Annotated in this window: 15 protein-coding genes; 4 read left to right on the forward strand and 11 right to left on the reverse strand. The window is 62.8% G+C overall.

The window, feature by feature from the left end; all coding sequences use genetic code 11:
- Positions 1 to 9: 9 nt before the first annotated feature.
- The 5 genes from paaE to paaA are packed head-to-tail and all read right to left on the reverse strand — an operon-like array spanning position 10 to position 4,184.
- Entirely contained in the window at positions 10 to 1,263 is a 1,254-nt protein-coding gene (gene paaE / locus AB0O97_RS17960; RefSeq protein WP_363884507.1) for a 1,2-phenylacetyl-CoA epoxidase subunit PaaE, read from the reverse strand.
- Positions 1,263 to 1,859, reverse strand: coding sequence for a 1,2-phenylacetyl-CoA epoxidase subunit PaaD (gene paaD, locus AB0O97_RS17965; RefSeq protein ID WP_363884509.1), 597 nt, complete (start codon positions 1,857 to 1,859; stop codon positions 1,263 to 1,265). Before paaD ends, paaE begins: the two co-directional genes overlap by 1 nt.
- 5 nt (positions 1,860 to 1,864) lie before the next feature.
- Positions 1,865 to 2,764, reverse strand: coding sequence for a 1,2-phenylacetyl-CoA epoxidase subunit PaaC (gene paaC, locus AB0O97_RS17970; protein ID WP_363884511.1), 900 nt, complete (start codon positions 2,762 to 2,764; stop codon positions 1,865 to 1,867).
- Entirely contained in the window at positions 2,761 to 3,120 is a 360-nt protein-coding gene (gene paaB / locus AB0O97_RS17975; protein ID WP_363884513.1) for a 1,2-phenylacetyl-CoA epoxidase subunit PaaB, read from the reverse strand. The genes paaC and paaB overlap by 4 nt, the downstream gene beginning before the upstream one ends.
- 2 nt (positions 3,121 to 3,122) lie before the next feature.
- The gene (gene paaA / locus AB0O97_RS17980; protein WP_363884515.1) at positions 3,123 to 4,184 is read right to left on the reverse strand and encodes a 1,2-phenylacetyl-CoA epoxidase subunit PaaA; all 1,062 of its coding nucleotides are present in this window, start codon (positions 4,182 to 4,184) and stop codon (positions 3,123 to 3,125) included.
- Positions 4,185 to 4,296: 112 nt separating this feature from the next.
- On the opposite strand from paaA, the gene AB0O97_RS17985 reads away from it, so the two are divergent.
- Positions 4,297 to 4,917: a TetR/AcrR family transcriptional regulator gene (locus AB0O97_RS17985; protein ID WP_363884517.1), complete on the forward strand. Its 621-nt coding sequence runs from the start codon at positions 4,297 to 4,299 to the stop codon at positions 4,915 to 4,917.
- Position 4,918: 1 nt separating this feature from the next.
- On the opposite strand, the gene paaZ is transcribed toward AB0O97_RS17985, so the two are convergent.
- Genes paaZ through AB0O97_RS18000 form a run of 3 tightly spaced genes read right to left on the reverse strand, consistent with a single transcriptional unit; the run spans position 4,919 to position 8,876 of the window.
- Complete coding sequence (gene paaZ / locus AB0O97_RS17990; RefSeq protein ID WP_363884518.1) at positions 4,919 to 7,084, reverse strand: phenylacetic acid degradation bifunctional protein PaaZ; 2,166 nt, start codon at positions 7,082 to 7,084, stop codon at positions 4,919 to 4,921.
- Positions 7,085 to 7,113: 29 nt separating this feature from the next.
- Positions 7,114 to 8,079, reverse strand: a complete 966-nt coding sequence (locus AB0O97_RS17995) for a 3-hydroxyacyl-CoA dehydrogenase family protein (RefSeq protein ID WP_363884519.1) — start codon at positions 8,077 to 8,079, stop codon at positions 7,114 to 7,116.
- Entirely contained in the window at positions 8,076 to 8,876 is an 801-nt protein-coding gene (locus AB0O97_RS18000) for an enoyl-CoA hydratase/isomerase family protein (protein ID WP_363884520.1), read from the reverse strand. The genes AB0O97_RS17995 and AB0O97_RS18000 overlap by 4 nt, the downstream gene beginning before the upstream one ends.
- 151 nt (positions 8,877 to 9,027) lie before the next feature.
- Here AB0O97_RS18000 and AB0O97_RS18005 point away from each other — a divergent pair, with 151 nt between their 5' ends.
- From AB0O97_RS18005 to AB0O97_RS18015, 3 genes are all read left to right on the forward strand, one after another.
- On the forward strand, positions 9,028 to 9,375 hold the full coding sequence (locus AB0O97_RS18005) for a PadR family transcriptional regulator (protein WP_363884521.1): 348 nt from the start codon (positions 9,028 to 9,030) through the stop codon (positions 9,373 to 9,375).
- Complete coding sequence (locus AB0O97_RS18010) at positions 9,372 to 10,115, forward strand: hypothetical protein (RefSeq protein WP_363884522.1); 744 nt, start codon at positions 9,372 to 9,374, stop codon at positions 10,113 to 10,115. Before AB0O97_RS18005 ends, AB0O97_RS18010 begins: the two co-directional genes overlap by 4 nt.
- A gap of 287 nt (positions 10,116 to 10,402) precedes the next feature.
- Positions 10,403 to 12,625, forward strand: coding sequence for a S9 family peptidase (locus tag AB0O97_RS18015; protein WP_363884523.1), 2,223 nt, complete (start codon positions 10,403 to 10,405; stop codon positions 12,623 to 12,625).
- A gap of 122 nt (positions 12,626 to 12,747) precedes the next feature.
- Here the strand turns inward: AB0O97_RS18015 and AB0O97_RS18020 are convergent, their stop codons facing one another.
- The 3 genes from AB0O97_RS18020 to pta are packed head-to-tail and all read right to left on the reverse strand — an operon-like array spanning position 12,748 to position 16,577.
- Positions 12,748 to 13,311, reverse strand: coding sequence for a GNAT family N-acetyltransferase (locus AB0O97_RS18020; protein WP_363884524.1), 564 nt, complete (start codon positions 13,309 to 13,311; stop codon positions 12,748 to 12,750).
- 9 nt (positions 13,312 to 13,320) lie between these two features.
- Positions 13,321 to 14,460 carry an acetate kinase gene (locus AB0O97_RS18025; protein ID WP_363884526.1) on the reverse strand — a complete coding sequence of 380 codons (1,140 nt, stop codon included), beginning with the start codon at positions 14,458 to 14,460 and terminating at the stop codon, positions 13,321 to 13,323.
- Entirely contained in the window at positions 14,460 to 16,577 is a 2,118-nt protein-coding gene (gene pta / locus AB0O97_RS18030; RefSeq protein WP_363884530.1) for a phosphate acetyltransferase, read from the reverse strand. The genes AB0O97_RS18025 and pta overlap by 1 nt, the downstream gene beginning before the upstream one ends.
- Between the last annotated feature and the right edge of the window lie 185 nt (positions 16,578 to 16,762).

Here is a 16,762-nt window from a genome sequence, read left to right on the forward strand (position 1 = left end):
GGGGCGGGGTCAGGCGTCGTAATCGACGGTGACCTCATCCGTGGTGGGGTGCGATTGGCAGCTCAGGATGTAGCCGGCGGCGAGTTCCTCCGGTTCCAGTGCGTAGTTTTCGTCCATGGTGACTTCTCCGGAAATCAGCTTGGTCCGGCAGGTGCCGCAGACGCCGCCGGCGCAGGCGAACGGGACGTCGGGGCGCAGCCGCAGGGCCGCGTTGAGGATGGATTCGCGGGCGTAGATAGGGCTGAGAACTTCGGTGGTGCGGCCGTCGAGGGTGAACGCTATTGTGCGGTTTTCCCGGGATTCTTCGATCCTGACGGGGCGCCCGTGCTGGCCTGCCGGGCGGTCCGGGCGGCCAGTGGTGAACAGCTCGAAACGGATGTTCTCACGGGGGACGCCGCGTTGTTCCAGCACGTCGCGGCACAACTGAACTAGCTCGAAGGGACCACAGAGGAACCATTCAACAACGTCCTCGGCATGGATAGCCTTGTCGAAAAGAGCAACCAGCTTGCTGGCATCGAGGCGACCACTGAGCAGCGGGGCAATGCGCTCTTCGCGGGACAGCACATGATGGACGGCCAGACGGCGCGGGTAGCGATCCTTCAAATCAGCCAATTCCTCCAGAAACATGATGTCCATGGTGCCCTTGTTCACGTAGAGAAGATCCAGGGAGGTTTCAGGCGCAGCTGAGCCATCTGGGGCGCTTGGGCTGCCGGAGCCGGCGCCTGAGCTGCCAGCCAGCAACGACGCGGCCAGCGCCATCACCGGGGTGATGCCCGAGCCTGCGGCAATAGCCACAAAATGTCCGTTTCTTCCAGCCAGCTGCTGCGGGTGATTCATGCTCGTGAGCACGTTCTGTGCGGGACCGGAAGCGGTTGCGGAATGCCGGGATACGAACGCGCCGCTGGGACTCATGACGTCCAGAACCCCGCCGGGCCCCAATTCTGAGGTAGCCCAGGTGGAGAACTCGCCGCCGAGGTCGCGTTTGATGGCGATTTTCAGCTCGGAACTGCCATCCGGGAACTGGATGGGCAAGGCACACAGGGAGTAACTGCGCCGTAGCTCCCGCAGCACGCCCGCAGCATCGGGCATCCGGGCCCGCAGCGCCACGTACTGTCCCGGCAGATAATCGTAGAACCCGGCCAGCTGCGCGGGCACGGCGAAGGTTACCTCAACGGCGTCGTGCGTCAATTGCCGCACATTTGACACCGTCAGCTGGTGGAACGCTGCCCGGCGGCGGGCAGTCGCAGAGACCGGGGCCCTCATCAGAGCACCTTGAAATAGTCGAAGGGTTCCCGGCAGTCGCCGCAAACATACTGGGCCTTGCACGATGTTGATCCGAATCGGCTCAGTTCCCGGGTATTCAGCGATTGGCAGTGCGGGCATTTAACCTGCAGGGCCAGCCGGACCGGGCCACTGTGCCCACCGGCCGGCGAACTGCCGGTGGGCGGCGCGATGCCAAATGCAACGAGCTTGTCCCGGCCCGGTTCGCTGATCCAATCGGTGGTCCAGGCCGGCGCCAGCACGGTCACGATTTCAACATCCCACGGGCCATCTCCGGCACAGGTGGGCGCAAAAGTGCTGCGGGCAAAGGCGCTGCGCAGATCGGCCCGAATGGTGTCCATCGCAGGGCAGCCGGAATAAGTGGGGGTGATGGTGACGCGTACGGTGCCTCCGGTGTCCCCGTTATTCCTTGGGCGCGGGGTTGGGAGCACGCGGACCTCTCGCAGGATGCCCAGATCGGCAATGGTCAGTACCGGCAGTTCCGGATCGAGCACCGCCGCGGCAACCTCCCATGCTCGCTCGGTCAGGGGCGCGACGCTGCCCGTCCGGTGTTGAGTGGATGCTTTCATTTCGCTCATGCCGCTCACCAGCTCGCCCCAGGATATTCGCGCGCCAAGACCTGCATTTCGGCCAGCAGATAGCCCAAATGTTCCGAATGCCGCCCCTGCCGGCCGCCGCCGGTGGCCATGGGCAGCGCCGCCACGTTGAGCCCGGCTTCCGCCAGAGTCGCCGCGGTGGCCCGCTCAAAATCAGCCTTCAAACGAGAAGGTACGACGGCGGCGTCCCCGGCTTCCGCTATGAGCGGCCAGTCGCAGAACAACTCGCCAACAAACGGCCACATGATGGCCAGCCCCGCTTCCATCCGTCGCCGTGATTCTGCTGTTCCGCCGGCCAGTCGCAGAACCCATTGGGTGCTGTGGTCCAGGTGGTAGTCCACTTCCTTCACGGCTTTTGCCGCGATCGCGGCCAGTGTGGGGTCGCTCGAGCGAGTCAGTGCACCGTACAGCAGAAATTGATAGTTGGCGGCGATGAATTGGCGGGCGATCGTGACGGCGAAGTCACCGTTGGGCTGCTCGAAAAGGTGCGCCGAGCGGAATTCAGACTCGCGGCGGAAATACGCCAGATCATCCTCGGTTTTCCCCCAGGCTGCCCCCGCATAGCTAAGGAATGAACGGGCATGCCCCAGCTGGTCCAGAGCGATGTTGCCCAGAGCCACGTCTTCTTCCAGTTCAGGACCTCGGGAAATCCAGTGGCCCAGACGCTGAGCCAAGATCAGCGCATCGTCGCCCATACACAGCGCATAGTTGGCCACCTCGGCGCTGGGGATGGAGCTTCCGTCGGCGGCCGCCCTAGCAATATCTTCGGGGCGCAAGGCATTTCCTGGGGTGATCCTGGTGGCCGACGCGGAACTATCACCTTGCGAATATGGAGTGGGATTGCGGTGTTGAGCTTGCGAAGGCTGGGAGCCGGCGGATGGGGTCATAGGTGTTTCACCCCTTCGCTCTTGGTGTAATACGTGGCGTGGCGATAGTCCTTGCCCTGCGGAGATTCAAAGAAGGACCCTTTAGCGTCGGGGTCGGACGCCGCGATGGAATCGGAGGGAACCACCCAAATGGAAACCCCTTCATTGCGCCGTGTGTAGAGGTCGCGGGCATTGCGCAGTGCCATGGTGGCATCCGGCGCATGCAGTGACCCTGCATGGACGTGGCTCAGCCCGCGATTTGAGCGCACGAACACCTCCCATAAAGACCAGCCCGGGGCGGCCGGGTTGGGAACCGTGGGAGCAGGCGCGGTACTTTCAGCAGACACGTTTTCAGCGGACGATTCGGCAGAGTTCATAGCTAGGCCGCCACCTTCCCCGCATGCACGGCTTGTTTGGCAGCGTAGGCTGCGGCGGCCTCGCGAACCCAGGCTCCGTCGTCGTGCGCGGCGCGGCGACGCTCCATTCGTTGGGCATTGCAGGGCCCTTGTCCGGCCAGAACCTCCTTGAACTCGACCCAATCAAGGGGCCTGTGCTCCCACTTCCCTGTGTCGGGATTGAGCCGCACCAAAGGATCAGGCAGCGCAAGCCCAAGCACTCCTGCTTGCTCGACGAGCATGCCCACGAAACGGGACCGGAGCTCATCGTTGCCGAAACGCTTGATGTTCCATGCCATCGACTGGCTGGAATTGGGCGAATCGCCGTCGGGCGGCCCGAACATCATCAGCGACGGCGCGTACCAACGGTTGACCGCGTCCTGTGCCATGGCCTTTTGACCCGGCGTGCCGTGGGAGAGCTCCAAGAGGATTTCAAAACCCTGCCGCTGATGGAACGATTCCTCCTTGCAAATGCGCACCATGGCCCTCGCATACGGCCCATAAGAGGCTCGGCACAGCGGCACCTGATTGGTAATAGCGGCCCCATCCACCATCCAGCCAATGGCCCCCATGTCTGCCCAGCTCACCGCCGGATAGTTGAAAATTGAAGAGTACCGGGCCTTGCCCTCAATGAGCTGCGCCATCATGGTGTCCCGGTCAATACCCAGCGTTTCCGTGGCCGAATACAGGTAGAGCCCATGCCCGGCCTCATCCTGGACCTTGGCCATCAGGATGGCTTTGCGCTTCAGACTAGGGGCGCGCGTGATCCAATTGGCCTCCGGCTGCATCCCAATAATCTCGGAATGGGCGTGCTGGGACATTTGCCGAATCAGTGCATGCCGATAGTCTCCGGGCATCCAGTCTGTGGGCTCAATCCGTGAATCCCTCGCGATGACCGCAGCAAAGTTTGCCTCGCCGGCTGCTGTATCTTCGGCTGCTGCATCTTCGGGTGCAGCCTGGTCGGCGGTGCCGGCGGCCGAGCGGCTTTCGATTCTGCCGTTCTGCCCGGCGTTGATCCGTTTGGGCTCACTTGATTCTCTCCTCATGGCGTCTCCTTTGACAGGCCACTTACGGTCCACTTTAATTACCGACCGTTCGTTCAGGATATAATGCTGTGAAATCGTCGTCAATGAATCCACCAGGGAAGGGGCAGCACCCATGTCCACCACCGCAGCACCATCCACCGCCACAAAGCGCGGCCGCCCGGGGCACGACCAAGCCTCGGTGCTACGCACTTCCGTGGAAGTTTTCAACAAACACGGCTATGAGGCGGCGTCCATGGGTCTGTTGGCGCAGGCGTTGGGGATCTCAAAATCTGCCATTTACCACCATGTTCCCTCGAAAGAGGAGCTGCTGCGTCTGGCACTTGAAGAAGCCCTGGGTGGTTTAGAAGGAGTCTTGTTACTGGATGGTGCCCGCTCAGGCGCTCCCAACGAGCGGCTGGAATTTGTGCTGAGAGGCATGGTTGGTGTGCTCGTGGACCGTTTGCCCTTTGTCACCTTGCTGCTGCGGTTGCGCGGAAACACTGAGATGGAACGTGAGGCGATGAATCGTCGCCGCGCCTTTGACCGCACCATCACAGCCCTCGTGACAGAGGCGCAACAGGCGGGCACCCTGCGAACTGACATCGCCGCCGGAACCATTACACGGCTACTCTTTGGCACCATCAACTCGATTGTGGAGTGGTACAAACCAGGCGGGCACCTCTCCGCAAAGAAGCTGGCCGACGACGTCCTGGCGCTGACGTTTCAGGGACTACTCGTTTCAGGGACTGCTTAGATCAGGGACTGCTTAGATAGAGCGTCTCCACCTTCTCCACGAGCGTGAGCACGTCGTAACTCGCCACAATGTCACCGCGTTGATTGTGCAGCACCGCGTCCCAGCACACTTCACCATATTCATCAGTGACGCGTGGCGTGATGGCCTTCGCGGTCAGCGTCACGCGCAGTGAATCGCCAGCCGCAACAGGCGTGAGAAACCTCAGATTCTCCAAACCGTAGTTGGCCAAAACCGGTCCCGGCGCAGGCTCCACAAACAGCCCCGCCGCCCAGGATACCAAGAGATAGCCGTGGGCAACTATGCCGGGAAAGAAAGGATTGCGTGCTGCAGCAACCGCATCCGTGTGAGCATAGAAGTTGTCCCCGGTGCTCTGCGCGAACGCCGTAATGTCTTCGAGCGTGACGAGCCGCAGCCCGGACGCGAACGCATCCCCAACGCGTAATTCCGCAAGCGATTTCCGGAATGGGTGGACAGCATCCGCCTCACCACCAAATTCAGGATCTCCGGCGATCACTCGATCCGCCCCTGCGTGCCACACTCCAGTCACGGCCGTGAGCATATTCGGCGAACCCTGAACGGCAGTTCGCTGCATATGATGCTTGATAGCCCGCACACCGCCGAGCTCCTCACCACCTCCGGCCCGCCCCGGCCCACCGTGGATAAGATGCGGCACCGGTGCACCATGCCCCGTTGAGCTTCGCGCATCCTCCCGATTGAGTACTAGAACTCGGCCGTGGTGAGCGGCAATCCCCGAGACCACCTGCCGGGCAAAGTTGGGGTCATTCGTGCAGACTGTGGCCACAAGGGACCCGGCCCCCAGCGCGGCGAGCCGCACCGCATTGGCGGAACCGCCGTCGTCCGCTAAATAGCCAAGCACGCCGCACACCGGCCCAAAAGCCTCCAGAGTGTGGGCGGCGGGCGCCTCAGAGTCAGCCCAGTCCAGCAGCACCGGAGACATAAACGCACCATGTTCGACGGCGCCCACGGACCCATCTGCGCGCCTCACCGCCGGCGCGTCGAGCGATCCGATGGCCAGCGAGCCGCCTTCGGCCACCATCGTTTCGACAGCTGCGCGGACCGAATCCAGCTGTTCCAGGGAGGCGAGCGCACCCATGGTGACGCCCTCGGCGCGTGGATCACCGATCACCACCCGCTCGCCGAGCCGGGCTCCAATGGCGTCAATGACGGCGGATTTGAGTCCTTCCGGAACGATGGCACGGCGCACTGCAGTGCACTTTTGCCCCGCCTTGACGGTCATTTCCGTCACGACAGATTTGATGAAGGCGTCAAACTCGGGCGTGCCCGGGACAGCATCGGGGCCCAAAATGGCGGCGTTGAGCGAGTCAGTCTCCGCCATGAATCGCACCCCCTCGCCCAACTGCGTTCTCAGTTGCTGCGCGGTGCTGGCCGAGCCTGTGAAGGACACCATGTCGCGGTAGTCCAGGAGCCCCAACAGCCCCCTGCCGGATCCGGAGACCAGTTGCAGTGCGCCGGCAGGCAAAATGCCGGATTCGATCATGAGCCGGGCTGCAGCCTCGGCGAGCACCATGGTGGGGGTGGCGGGTTTGACGATGCTGGGCACACCGGCAATGAAGGCCGGGGCAAACTTTTCCAGCATGCCCCAGACAGGAAAGTTAAAGGCATTGATCTGCACGGCTACGCCCGGAATACGGGTAAAAATGTGCTCGCCCATGAACGACCCGTCTTTGCTGAGCACCTCCACGGGCCCCTCCACAATGACGTTGGTGTTGGGCAGTTCACGCCGGCCCTTGGAGGAAAACGTGAACAACACCCCAATGCCGCCGTCAATGTCCACCATGGAGTCGATCTTCGTAGCGCCGGTTTGCGCGGAGAGTGCGTACAGCTCCTCCCTGTGGCCGTTCAGATAAGTGGCCAGATCGCGCAGCTTCAGGGCACGTTCGTGGATAGTCAGGCGTCCAAGCTCCGCCTGCCCCACTGTTCGTCCATGGTCGACGGCGGCACTCAGCTCCGGGCCGTCGGCGCTGACCCGCGCAGTCACCTCACCCGTGCTGGCGTCACGCAACTGGCGCACCGCAGAAGGCGCCGCAGTTCGCACGGAGAGGGGTCCGCCGTCATCCTCCTCCGGCGTCCACCACGCATCCTGAACATAGCTGGGGATAAAATCTGCGGTCCTGGCGGCGTTCATGGTGCCATCCTTTCCATAAGTGGAGCTGATCAGGCTGGGGAATCTGCGTCCCAGTCGAAGAATCCGCGGCCGGTTTTGCGACCCAGTTCACCGCGGGCCACTTTCTCTCGCAGGATATCCGGGACGGCAAAACGCGGCCCGAGCGTGGCGGCCAGGTGCTCGGCGATGTCCAGACGAACATCCAGACCCACCAAATCCGTGGTGCGCAGCGGGCCGGTTTGGTGCCGGTAGCCCAGAACCATGGCGGCGTCGATGTCTTCCGCCGAGGCCACCTCATCCTGAAGCATTCGCATGGCTTCCAACGCGAGGGCAACACCAAGCCGTGAGGAGGCGAACCCGGGTGAATCGGCAACCACGACGGCGGTCTTGCCCAACGCCGCAACCCATCCTTGCGCCGTGGTCACCAAGGCATCCGGGGTGAGCTGGCCCCGGATGATCTCCACGAGCGCGGAAGACGGGACCGGATTGAAGAAGTGCAGGCCCAGGAACTGCGCTGGACGTACTAGCTGTGCGGCCAAGTCCGTCAGCGACAAGGCCGAGGAGTTGGACGCCAGCACGGCCGTCGGCGCGAGGTATGGTTCGGTCCGGCGCAGTGCTGCGACCTTGAGAGCGCGATCCTCCGGAACGGCTTCGACCACGAGTGCGCAGTTGGCGAAGTTGGCAACGTCCGTGAACACGGCGAACTGCTCCATGATGCCGGGGCCAGCTAAGGCATCCACGTCGGGAGGGGTCTTATCCGCGGCGGCGGGGTTCCGGGCGGTGGCCTGCTCACCGTCAGCTGCCAGCATTCGTGCCACGTGCCGCGCTAGGGAATTTTTCACCGCGCGTTCCACCCGGGAGCGGGCGGCGGCGGCAGCACCGGCGTCGGACTCCACGCCTCTCACATTGCACCCGGCCATGAGGAACGCATGGGCGATGCCGGAGCCCATCCGTCCGCCACCTAAAACCCCCACGTATTGCGGAAGAGCAGAGGTCGGGGCCGCCGGATTTCTCATGCCCTTCTCCGATCCAGAAATGCCTGCATACGAGCGAATTTGGCGGGCGACTCAAAAAGTTCCGCCTGCGCTTGGTTATCGATGGCGGGGTGGGCGTCGCGCGGTGCGTGGAACACCCGTTTTGTGGCCTGAACGGCGAGCGGGTCCTGCGCGCAGATCCTGTCGGCGAGTGCGTGGGCGGCGGCCATCAGCTCCGCCGGTTCCACGAGTTCGCTGATCAATCCCACGGCGAGGGCGCCCTCGCCGGTCAGGATGTAGCCGGCCAGGAGCATCTGCTTCGCGATCGGTTCGCCCACCAATTCCTTGAGCCGCCAGCTGGCCCCTGCCGCTGCGAGGATGCCTAACTGCGTTTCCGGCTGTCCCACGCGCAAGGCCCGGGTGCCGATACGGAAGTCCGCGGCGTAGGCCAACTCTGCGCCGCCGCCCAACGCGTATCCGTCCAGGGCGGCAATGACGGGCATGGGAAGCTGCGCAATCCGCTCAAAGAGGGTGGAGTTGATACCAGCCAGCGCGTCTTCTCGCCGCCTCTGGATCAACTCCCCAATGTCAGCTCCGGAGGCAAAGAAACCCTTGGTCCCGGCGGCTTCATCGCCCGGGGCTCCTGTCAGGATGAGCACCTGCGGATGACCCTCCAGACGCTCACACACTTTGTGGAGGTCTGCCACCATTTGGGCGTCAATGGCGTTGCGGACGTCGGGCCGATTCAGCTGCACCGTGACCCGGGCCCGGTCTAGATCCTGGGTGACCAGAAGCGTGGCGAAGGAAGTGAGCGCGGGGAGGTGTCCGGCGTCCTCCATCAATAACCCTCCAACCGCGGGACACGGTCGGCACATTACCGACCGATCGTTCTATAAATATTCCATGGAACGAAGAAACGGTCAATGACCCACAATGAATCCGCGATGACACAAGGTTGACAGCCTGACTAGTTAATCAGACAATCTAGTTATGACAACCGAAGAAACCACCTCATGGCCCAGCGATTGGCTGCGCGCAGTGCTGGGATTGAGCGTGCTTCAGGTACTGGATAGCGGGAGATCCTACGGATACGCCATCACCAGTACGCTGGCCGACGCCGGATTGGGCCAGATCAAGGGCGGCACGCTCTACCCTTTGCTGACCCGCTTCGAGACCGCTGGTTGGGTGAGCACCGACTGGCAAGCCGGCACCGCAGGCCCAGGCCGCAAATACTTCTCACTCACCGAGGCAGGCCGCGCAGAACTGGCACGGCAGCGTCTGCACTGGCAGCAGTTCAACACAGTCACCAACAACTTACTCACTGGGGAATCATCATGAACACCGACAACAAAACTCCATCAACCATCAGCAAGGCCACTCAGAATTGGCTCGATGAACTGACCGTTGAGTTGCGATTCCGCAATGTCACCGGTGAGGCGATCGGTGACACGCTCGCCTCAGTGCAGGAATTTGTGGCCGATTCCGGGCAAACACCACAGGCGGAATTCGGTTCCCCGCAGCAGTACGCCCAGACGCTTGATCTGCCCACTTCCCCCGCTGGTGAGACCCGGAAAACCATTATCCGGAGCGGATTTGGCATTGTTGGGTTCATGGTTTTCAACCTCACCATCACTCCCTGGGCCGCTGAGAAAACCTTAGATCTGCACGCCTCGCAATTGCTGTTACTGCTGGTTCCGCTGGCGCTCGTGATGGCACTGCCCCTATATCTGCGCCACGGCGTCAAGCGCATGTGGCCGCTGTACCTAGCCATAAGCGTAGGGATGGCCAGCGCGCTCGTGTCCGCGGCTCTGGCGCCCAACTCCAGCGCCGATGCGTGGCTGTCGCTGAATCCTGCGCCAATTCTCTTCGCCAGTGTTGTGCTGTTGCTGGTGGTCTCCATCGTTGGCACTATCAGCGTCCTGCGCAGCCCGGATGAGCGTCTGCGCGATCCGATGGAGGACGCCGCCACCTCGCGACGCCGGAATTTACTCTCCCGGGTTGGGGATGTGGTGGTGCAGTGGATGTTCCCCTTGGCCGCACTTGCTCTTTGGGGATTGACGACGGCGTTGCGCGCCTAAGCGGGCCGGCGGGCGCTCCGGTGGGTGACAGCACCGCGCCGTCCCTCGCCGTCCGGCGCAATCCCTCGCAATCCCTCGCCACCCCTCGCCGAGTGCGCAGATAACGTACGGCAAAACACCCCAAAACGGTCTGAAGCGTACATTATCTGTACATTCGAGGGGGTCGGAGCGGTCTATGGGCCCGAGCGGACCGGGGCCGAAATGCTGGTGGCCTCCTGCGCTCCGCTCTTGGCATAGCTGCCCGCCTCCGCCTGCGCTCCCGCAAACCTCCTCGCTACAGTGGATTCATGACGACTTCCGATGCCGCAGCACCCACGAACGTTTCCGAATCTCTCCCGGCAAACACCCCCGCCGCTCCCGCAGCTCCCCCGGTTGCCAAGAAGGTTCCCGTGGAGCGCACCCACCACGGCGACACCTTTGTGGATAACTACGAGTGGCTGCGCGAGAAGGAAAACGCCGAGGTTGTGGCGCACTTGAACGCCGAGCAGGCGTACACCGACGCTGTCACGGCGGGCCAGGAACAGCTGCGCACCGACATCTTCAACGAGATCAAAAACCGCACGCAGGAAACCGACCTCTCGGTGCCCAGCCGCAAGGACGACTGGTGGTACTACGGGCGCATGGTGGAGGACCAGGCCTACGGAATCCAGTGCCGCGTCCGCGCCGAAAGCAACGGCACACTCGATGACTGGACTCCCCCGCTCGTTGAACCCGGCGTGGACGTCCCCGGCGAGCAAATCATTCTCGATGGAAACGTCGAAGCTGAAGGCCAGCCGTTCTTCTCGATTGGCGGCGCCGCCGTCACCCACGACGGCAACCTCTACGCCTACGCCGTGGACAACGCCGGAGATGAACTCTTCACCATCCGCATCAAGGATCTGCGGACCGGCGAACTCCTGCCGGACACCATCGAGAACGCCTTCTACGGTCTGGCCTTCTCCCCCGACGGCAGCACGCTTTACTACATGCTGGCCGACGATTCCTGGCGCCCCCACCAGGTCAAAACCCACATCCTCGGCACCCCCGTGGACACTGACAAGGTCCTCTACCAAGAGGATGACGTCGCCATGTGGACAGGCTTCGACCTCTCCGCCGACCGCCGCCACCTCATGATCAGCATTGGCTGCTCCGAGTTCAGCGAGACCCGTCTCCTGGACTTCGCCGCCCCGGAAAAGGGCTTGCAGGTGCTCATCCCCCGCAGTGCCGAGATCTTGTACGACGCCGAACCCTTCCTTCTCGATGGAGTCGAAAAGGTCCTGCTCACCCATGACCGTGACGCCGTCAACTCCATGATTTCCCTGGTTGACGCTGCGGAGTTCAGTAAGCCCGTGGATCAGCAAGTCTGGGAAACTGTTGTCCCACACGATCCTGCTGTACGCATCAACGGCGCCTCCGTCACGGCCACCCATATGGTGGTTTCGCTGCGCAAGAACACCATCGAAAGTGTTCAGGTGACCGAGCTGGAAGGCTTGGGGACCGCGGCGCAGGCGGCCGCCGTCGAGCCTGCCTTTGATGAGGAGCTGTACACGGCCTCCATGGGCGGCAGCGAGTACGAATCCCCCGTCATCCGCTTGGTGTACACCTCAGATTTCACGCCGCCACGCGTTTACGATTACGTGCTGCCGGTAGGCGATGCTGGCGGCGAGCTGCTGTTACGCAAGGAAACCCCCGTACTGGGCGGCTACCGCTCCGAGGATTACGTTGCCACCCGTGAATGGGCCACGGCTGCGGATGGAACAAAAGTGCCGCTCTCGGTGCTGCGCCGAGCGGATCTGCCGCGCGATTCCGCCAACGCCGGAGTGATTTATGGCTACGGCTCCTACGAAATGAGCATGGATCCGGGCTTTGGCGTGCCGCGGCTCTCACTGCTGGATCGCGGCGTGGTCTTTGTGATTGCGCATGTGCGCGGCGGCGGCGAGATGGGCCGGCCCTGGTACGACGACGGCAAGAAGCTGAACAAGAAGAACACGTTCACCGACTTCGTCGCCGCCACTGACTGGCTGGCTGGTTCCGGCTGGGTGAATCCGGCACGCATTGCGGCCCTGGGCGGTTCGGCTGGCGGGTTGCTGATGGGGGCCGTGGCGAATCTGGCCCCGGAAAAGTATGCGGCCATTGTGGCGCAGGTGCCTTTTGTGGACGCCCTGACCACCATTTTGGATCCGGAGTTGCCGCTCTCAGCTCTGGAATGGGAAGAGTGGGGCAACCCCATCACCGATCCGGCCGTGTACAAATACATGAAGGAGTACACGCCTTACGAGAATGTGAGGGCCGTGGCTTACCCGAAGATCGCCGCCGTCACCAGTTTCAATGACACCCGCGTGCTCTACGTGGAACCGGCCAAGTGGGTGCAGGAACTGCGCGCAGTATCCACCGGCACCGAACCGATTGTCATGAAGATCGAGATGGACGGCGGCCACGGCGGCGCGTCCGGCCGCTACGAAGGCTGGAAGACCCGCGCCTGGGATTACGCGTTCCTGGCTGATGCGATTGGTGCCACCGAGCTGCGCTAAATCTCGACAGGCTCGACGCCCGGTTTCAGCGATCGAAATCCGCGCCCGTCCCCCATAAATGCTCCCGGTCTACGGGGCGCATTTGTGGGGGACGGTAGCGGAAACAGTGGGGCCCCCAAGGTTTAGGCGCTGCGCACCACGGCGTAGACGGCTTCTGAGGTCCATTCGCCCTTCAGATACATGTTGTTGCGCAGCACGCCCTCGCGCTGCATGCCCAACCGTTCGCAAATACCGGCCGACGCCGCGTTCCTGGCATCGAGCCGGGCTTCCACCCTGTAGAAATCCAGCTGATCCAGGGCCAACTCCAGCACGGCTCGCGCGGCCTCGGTGGCATAGCCCTTCCCTTGGGCAGCTGGCGCCATGGTCCAACCAATTTCGCCGAAACGCTGCGGCTGCGGCCCCTCTGGCTTACCACCCTCGTTCCATTTCAACGCCATCTCACCAATGAGGCCCGGCTGGCCGTGAAGCTCGACGGCGAACGTGGCCCAATGGCCCGGCTCGTCAAAAGGTTCCTCAACATAGCGGGCAATTCGCGCCATGCACTGGGCGTAGCTGCGAGCCTCCCCGTACAGGTACCGCGCCGTTTCCGGCAGCCGCTGGTACTCGTAATAGGCGTCGAGATCCGCGGTGGTAAAGCGCCGCAGAAGCAACCGCTCGGTGGCCAGTGGGTAGGGAATTTCAACCATGGAACGAGCCTAACTCAGCGATCTAAGCACGACGGCGGCGCTCGCCTCGGCGATCGCCTGCTCTTCATCCGTGGGAACCACCAGCACCGGAATTAATGAATCCGGGGCACTGATCACCCGGGGGTCACCTGAGCGCACTAGGTTCGCGGCGTCGTCGAGCTTCACACCCAGCGCGCCCAAACGTGAGGCAACGAGGGCCCGGAAGTCGGCGGAGTTCTCACCAATGCCGGCCGTGAACACCAGGGCCTGCGCCCCGCCCACCGCCACATGGTAGCCGCCAATGTACTTGGCCAGCCGGTAAGAGGTGATGTCCAGGGCCACGCGGGCACGGGCATCCCCGGCGGCAGCGGCCTCAACAATGGCGCGCATATCGTTGTTGCCGGCGAGCGCCTTGAGCCCGGATTCCTTGTTCAACATGGTGTCGATATCGTCCGCGGAAAGGCCCTGGCGCTGCAAGAAGACCAGGATGGACGGATCAACGTCTCCGCTGCGGGTGCCCATGACCAGGCCCTCCAACGGCGTGAATCCCATGGACGTGTCAATGCTGGCGCCACCCTGGATGGCTGTCAGGGACACGCCGTTGCCCAAGTGCGCCACCACGGCGTTGAACTTCTCCACCGGGATCTCCAGCAGTTCCGCCGCCCGTCCAGTCACGAACTGGTGCGAAGTGCCATGGAAACCGTAGCGGCGGATCCCGTACTGGCGGTACAGCTCATCCGGCACAGCGTAACGCCAGGCGTGTTCGGGCAGGGTGCGGTGGAATGCGGTATCGAAAACTGCCACCTGCGGCATGGTGGGCCATTTGGCCGTGATGGCCCGGATGCCCAGCACATTGGCCGGATTGTGCAGCGGGGCGAGGGGGTTGAGCCGCTCAATGGCGCGCGTGATTTCATTGTTGATCAGGACCGGCTCGCTGAATCGTTCCCCGCCATGGACCACTCGATGTCCGACGGCGTCCAGCGGCTTCTGCGCCAACTCGCTGTCCAGCGCGGCCGCCACCTGATTCATGGCCTCACCATGATCGGCCGGTCCGCCAGCCCCCTCACCAATGCGATCAATGAGCCCGTTGGCGGCAACCTCATTAGTGTCGGTGTCGCGCACCTGGTACTTCAACGAGGATGAGCCGGAGTTGATGACGAGCACGCGCATTAGGAATCCTTCGCGTCAGTGGTTGATGCCCCGGTGGTTGAGCTTGCCGAAACCTGGGCCTGGATCGCGGTGATGGCCACGGTGTTCACAATGTCTTCCACGGTGCAGCCGCGGGAGAGATCATTGATGGGCTTGTTCAATCCCTGCAAAACAGGCCCCACGGCAACAGCACCTGAAGACTGCTGCACCGCTTTATAGGTGTTGTTGCCGGTATTGAGGTCGGGGAAGATGAATACCGTGGCCTGCCCTGCCACGGCCGAGGCCGGCAATTTGGAAGCGGCAATGGAGGCGTCCACGGCGGCGTCGTACTGAATGGGACCTTCGATGGCCAAATCAGGACGGGCGGCTCGGGCCAGTTCAGTGGCACGGCGAACCTCGTCCACCGCTTCACCGGAACCGGAACCACCTGTGGAGTAAGACAGCATAGCGATGCGCGGCTCCACCCCAAATTGGGCAGCCGTTTCGGCGGAGGCAATCGCAATATCGGCCAGTTGCTCCTCGTTGGGCTCCGGGTTAACAGCGCAGTCGCCGTACACCAGCACCCTGTCCGCCAGCAGCATCAAGAACACCGAGGACACAATGTTCACGCCGGGCCGGGTCTTCACAAATTCCAAGGCCGGGCGGATGGTGTTGGCCGTGGTGTGGGCAGCTCCGGAGACCATACCGTCCACATGACCCAGCTGAACCATCATGGTGCCAAAGTAGGAACCGTCCAGCATGATCTCGCGGGCCTTTGCCAGGTCAATGCCCTTGTGAGCGCGCAGCCGCTGGTACTCCACAGCAAAGGACTCCCGCAGTTCAGAGGAAGCCGGATCAACAATGCTGATACCGCTCAAATCGATGCCGTGGGATGCGGCCAGTTCCTCGACGGCGGCTACCGAACCAAGAACTGTCAGCTCACACACATCGCGGCGGTGCAGGATCTCAGCTGCCGCCAGCACCCGGGAGTCGCTCCCCTCGGGCAGCACAATGTGTTTGCGTTCGCTGCGGGCCCGCTCAATCAACTCATGCAGGAACCGCAACGGGGTCATGGTGGCTGGGCGGGGCAGCGTGAGCCGTTCCAACAGCTCCGCCTCATCCACGTTGCGGGCCCAGCCACCCATGGCAGCAGCAATCTTCCGCCGCTGCCCCGTATGGATCTCGCTGCGCACCTCACTGATCGCTTGAGCGGCACTGAAGGTGTCGGCGTCGTACGCAAAAACAGGGAAGGGAGCATGCGCCAGGAAGGGGAGCACATGCGGATCCGGGGCGAGGCCCCCGGTCAGGACCATGCCGCTGGGGACCGGGAATTCAGGCGAGAACGCGGAGGCCAGCGTGGCCACCATGACATCGGCGCGGTCACCGGGAACGATCACCAGATCGTGGGCCTCGAGCTGGCTCAGGAAGTTGCCCACGGTCATGGCGGCGACCTTGATGGCGTGGACATCGCGCTCCAGCTCAGAACTACCAGCCATCTGACGCAGCTTCAAGGCGGCGGCGACCTCCCCCACCGTGGGCCGGGAAATCTCCGCGATTTCGGGAAGCACATAGACCGGGCGGTGGCTGTGGCCGGGTCGGATAGCCGCGGTGATGGCGTCCATATCCTTCGGATCGGCACGATTGACCATCATGGCCAGCAGCGAGCAGTTCTCCGAGGCCAGCTCCTTGCGGGCGACATCGACGGCGTCGGCGATCTCCTGTGGGCTCAGTCCGCGGGCGCCGACAACGGCCAGCATGGGCAGCCCCAGATTGTTGGCCAGACGGGCATTGAGATCAAATTCCACGGCCGCGTCCTGGCCGGTGAGATCGGTGCCTTCAACAATGATGACATCGGCGTGTTTGGAGATTTCACTGAAGATCTCCACGGCGCGGGCATCAATTTCTTCACGCCGTCCGGCCGCCATGAGCATGCGCGCCTCGGCGCTGGTCATACCGGCACGGCACACCTGCTCATCCATGTTGTACATGCGGCGCAACATGGCCACCGTGGGATCTTTTTCCGGATCCGCAGCAGAGGTGATGGGCCGGAAGAAGCCAATCCGATCCGCGCGCCGGTGCAGAGCGTCGGCCAGCCCCAAGGACACCAACGTTTTACCCGAACCGGGGGTAGTTGCACTGACATAAACTCCACTGGACATGGTCATTTTTCGCCTTTCGCACGGATACCTCAATCCAAGCATGTCGCGGCCAGTTCCGGAGCAAATGGCGGCGTGAATCACGTGTCATTCGCTAAGCCTTGATCCACCGATCCGTTTTGGGGGCTGGCTGAATCCCGTTTTTTGGTGATGTGGCGTTTTTGGGCAGCGGTGGGGCCGGCCTCGCT

The sequence above is a fragment of the Specibacter sp. NPDC078692 genome (genome assembly GCF_040686835.1).
Classification (GTDB): domain Bacteria; phylum Actinomycetota; class Actinomycetes; order Actinomycetales; family Micrococcaceae; genus Specibacter.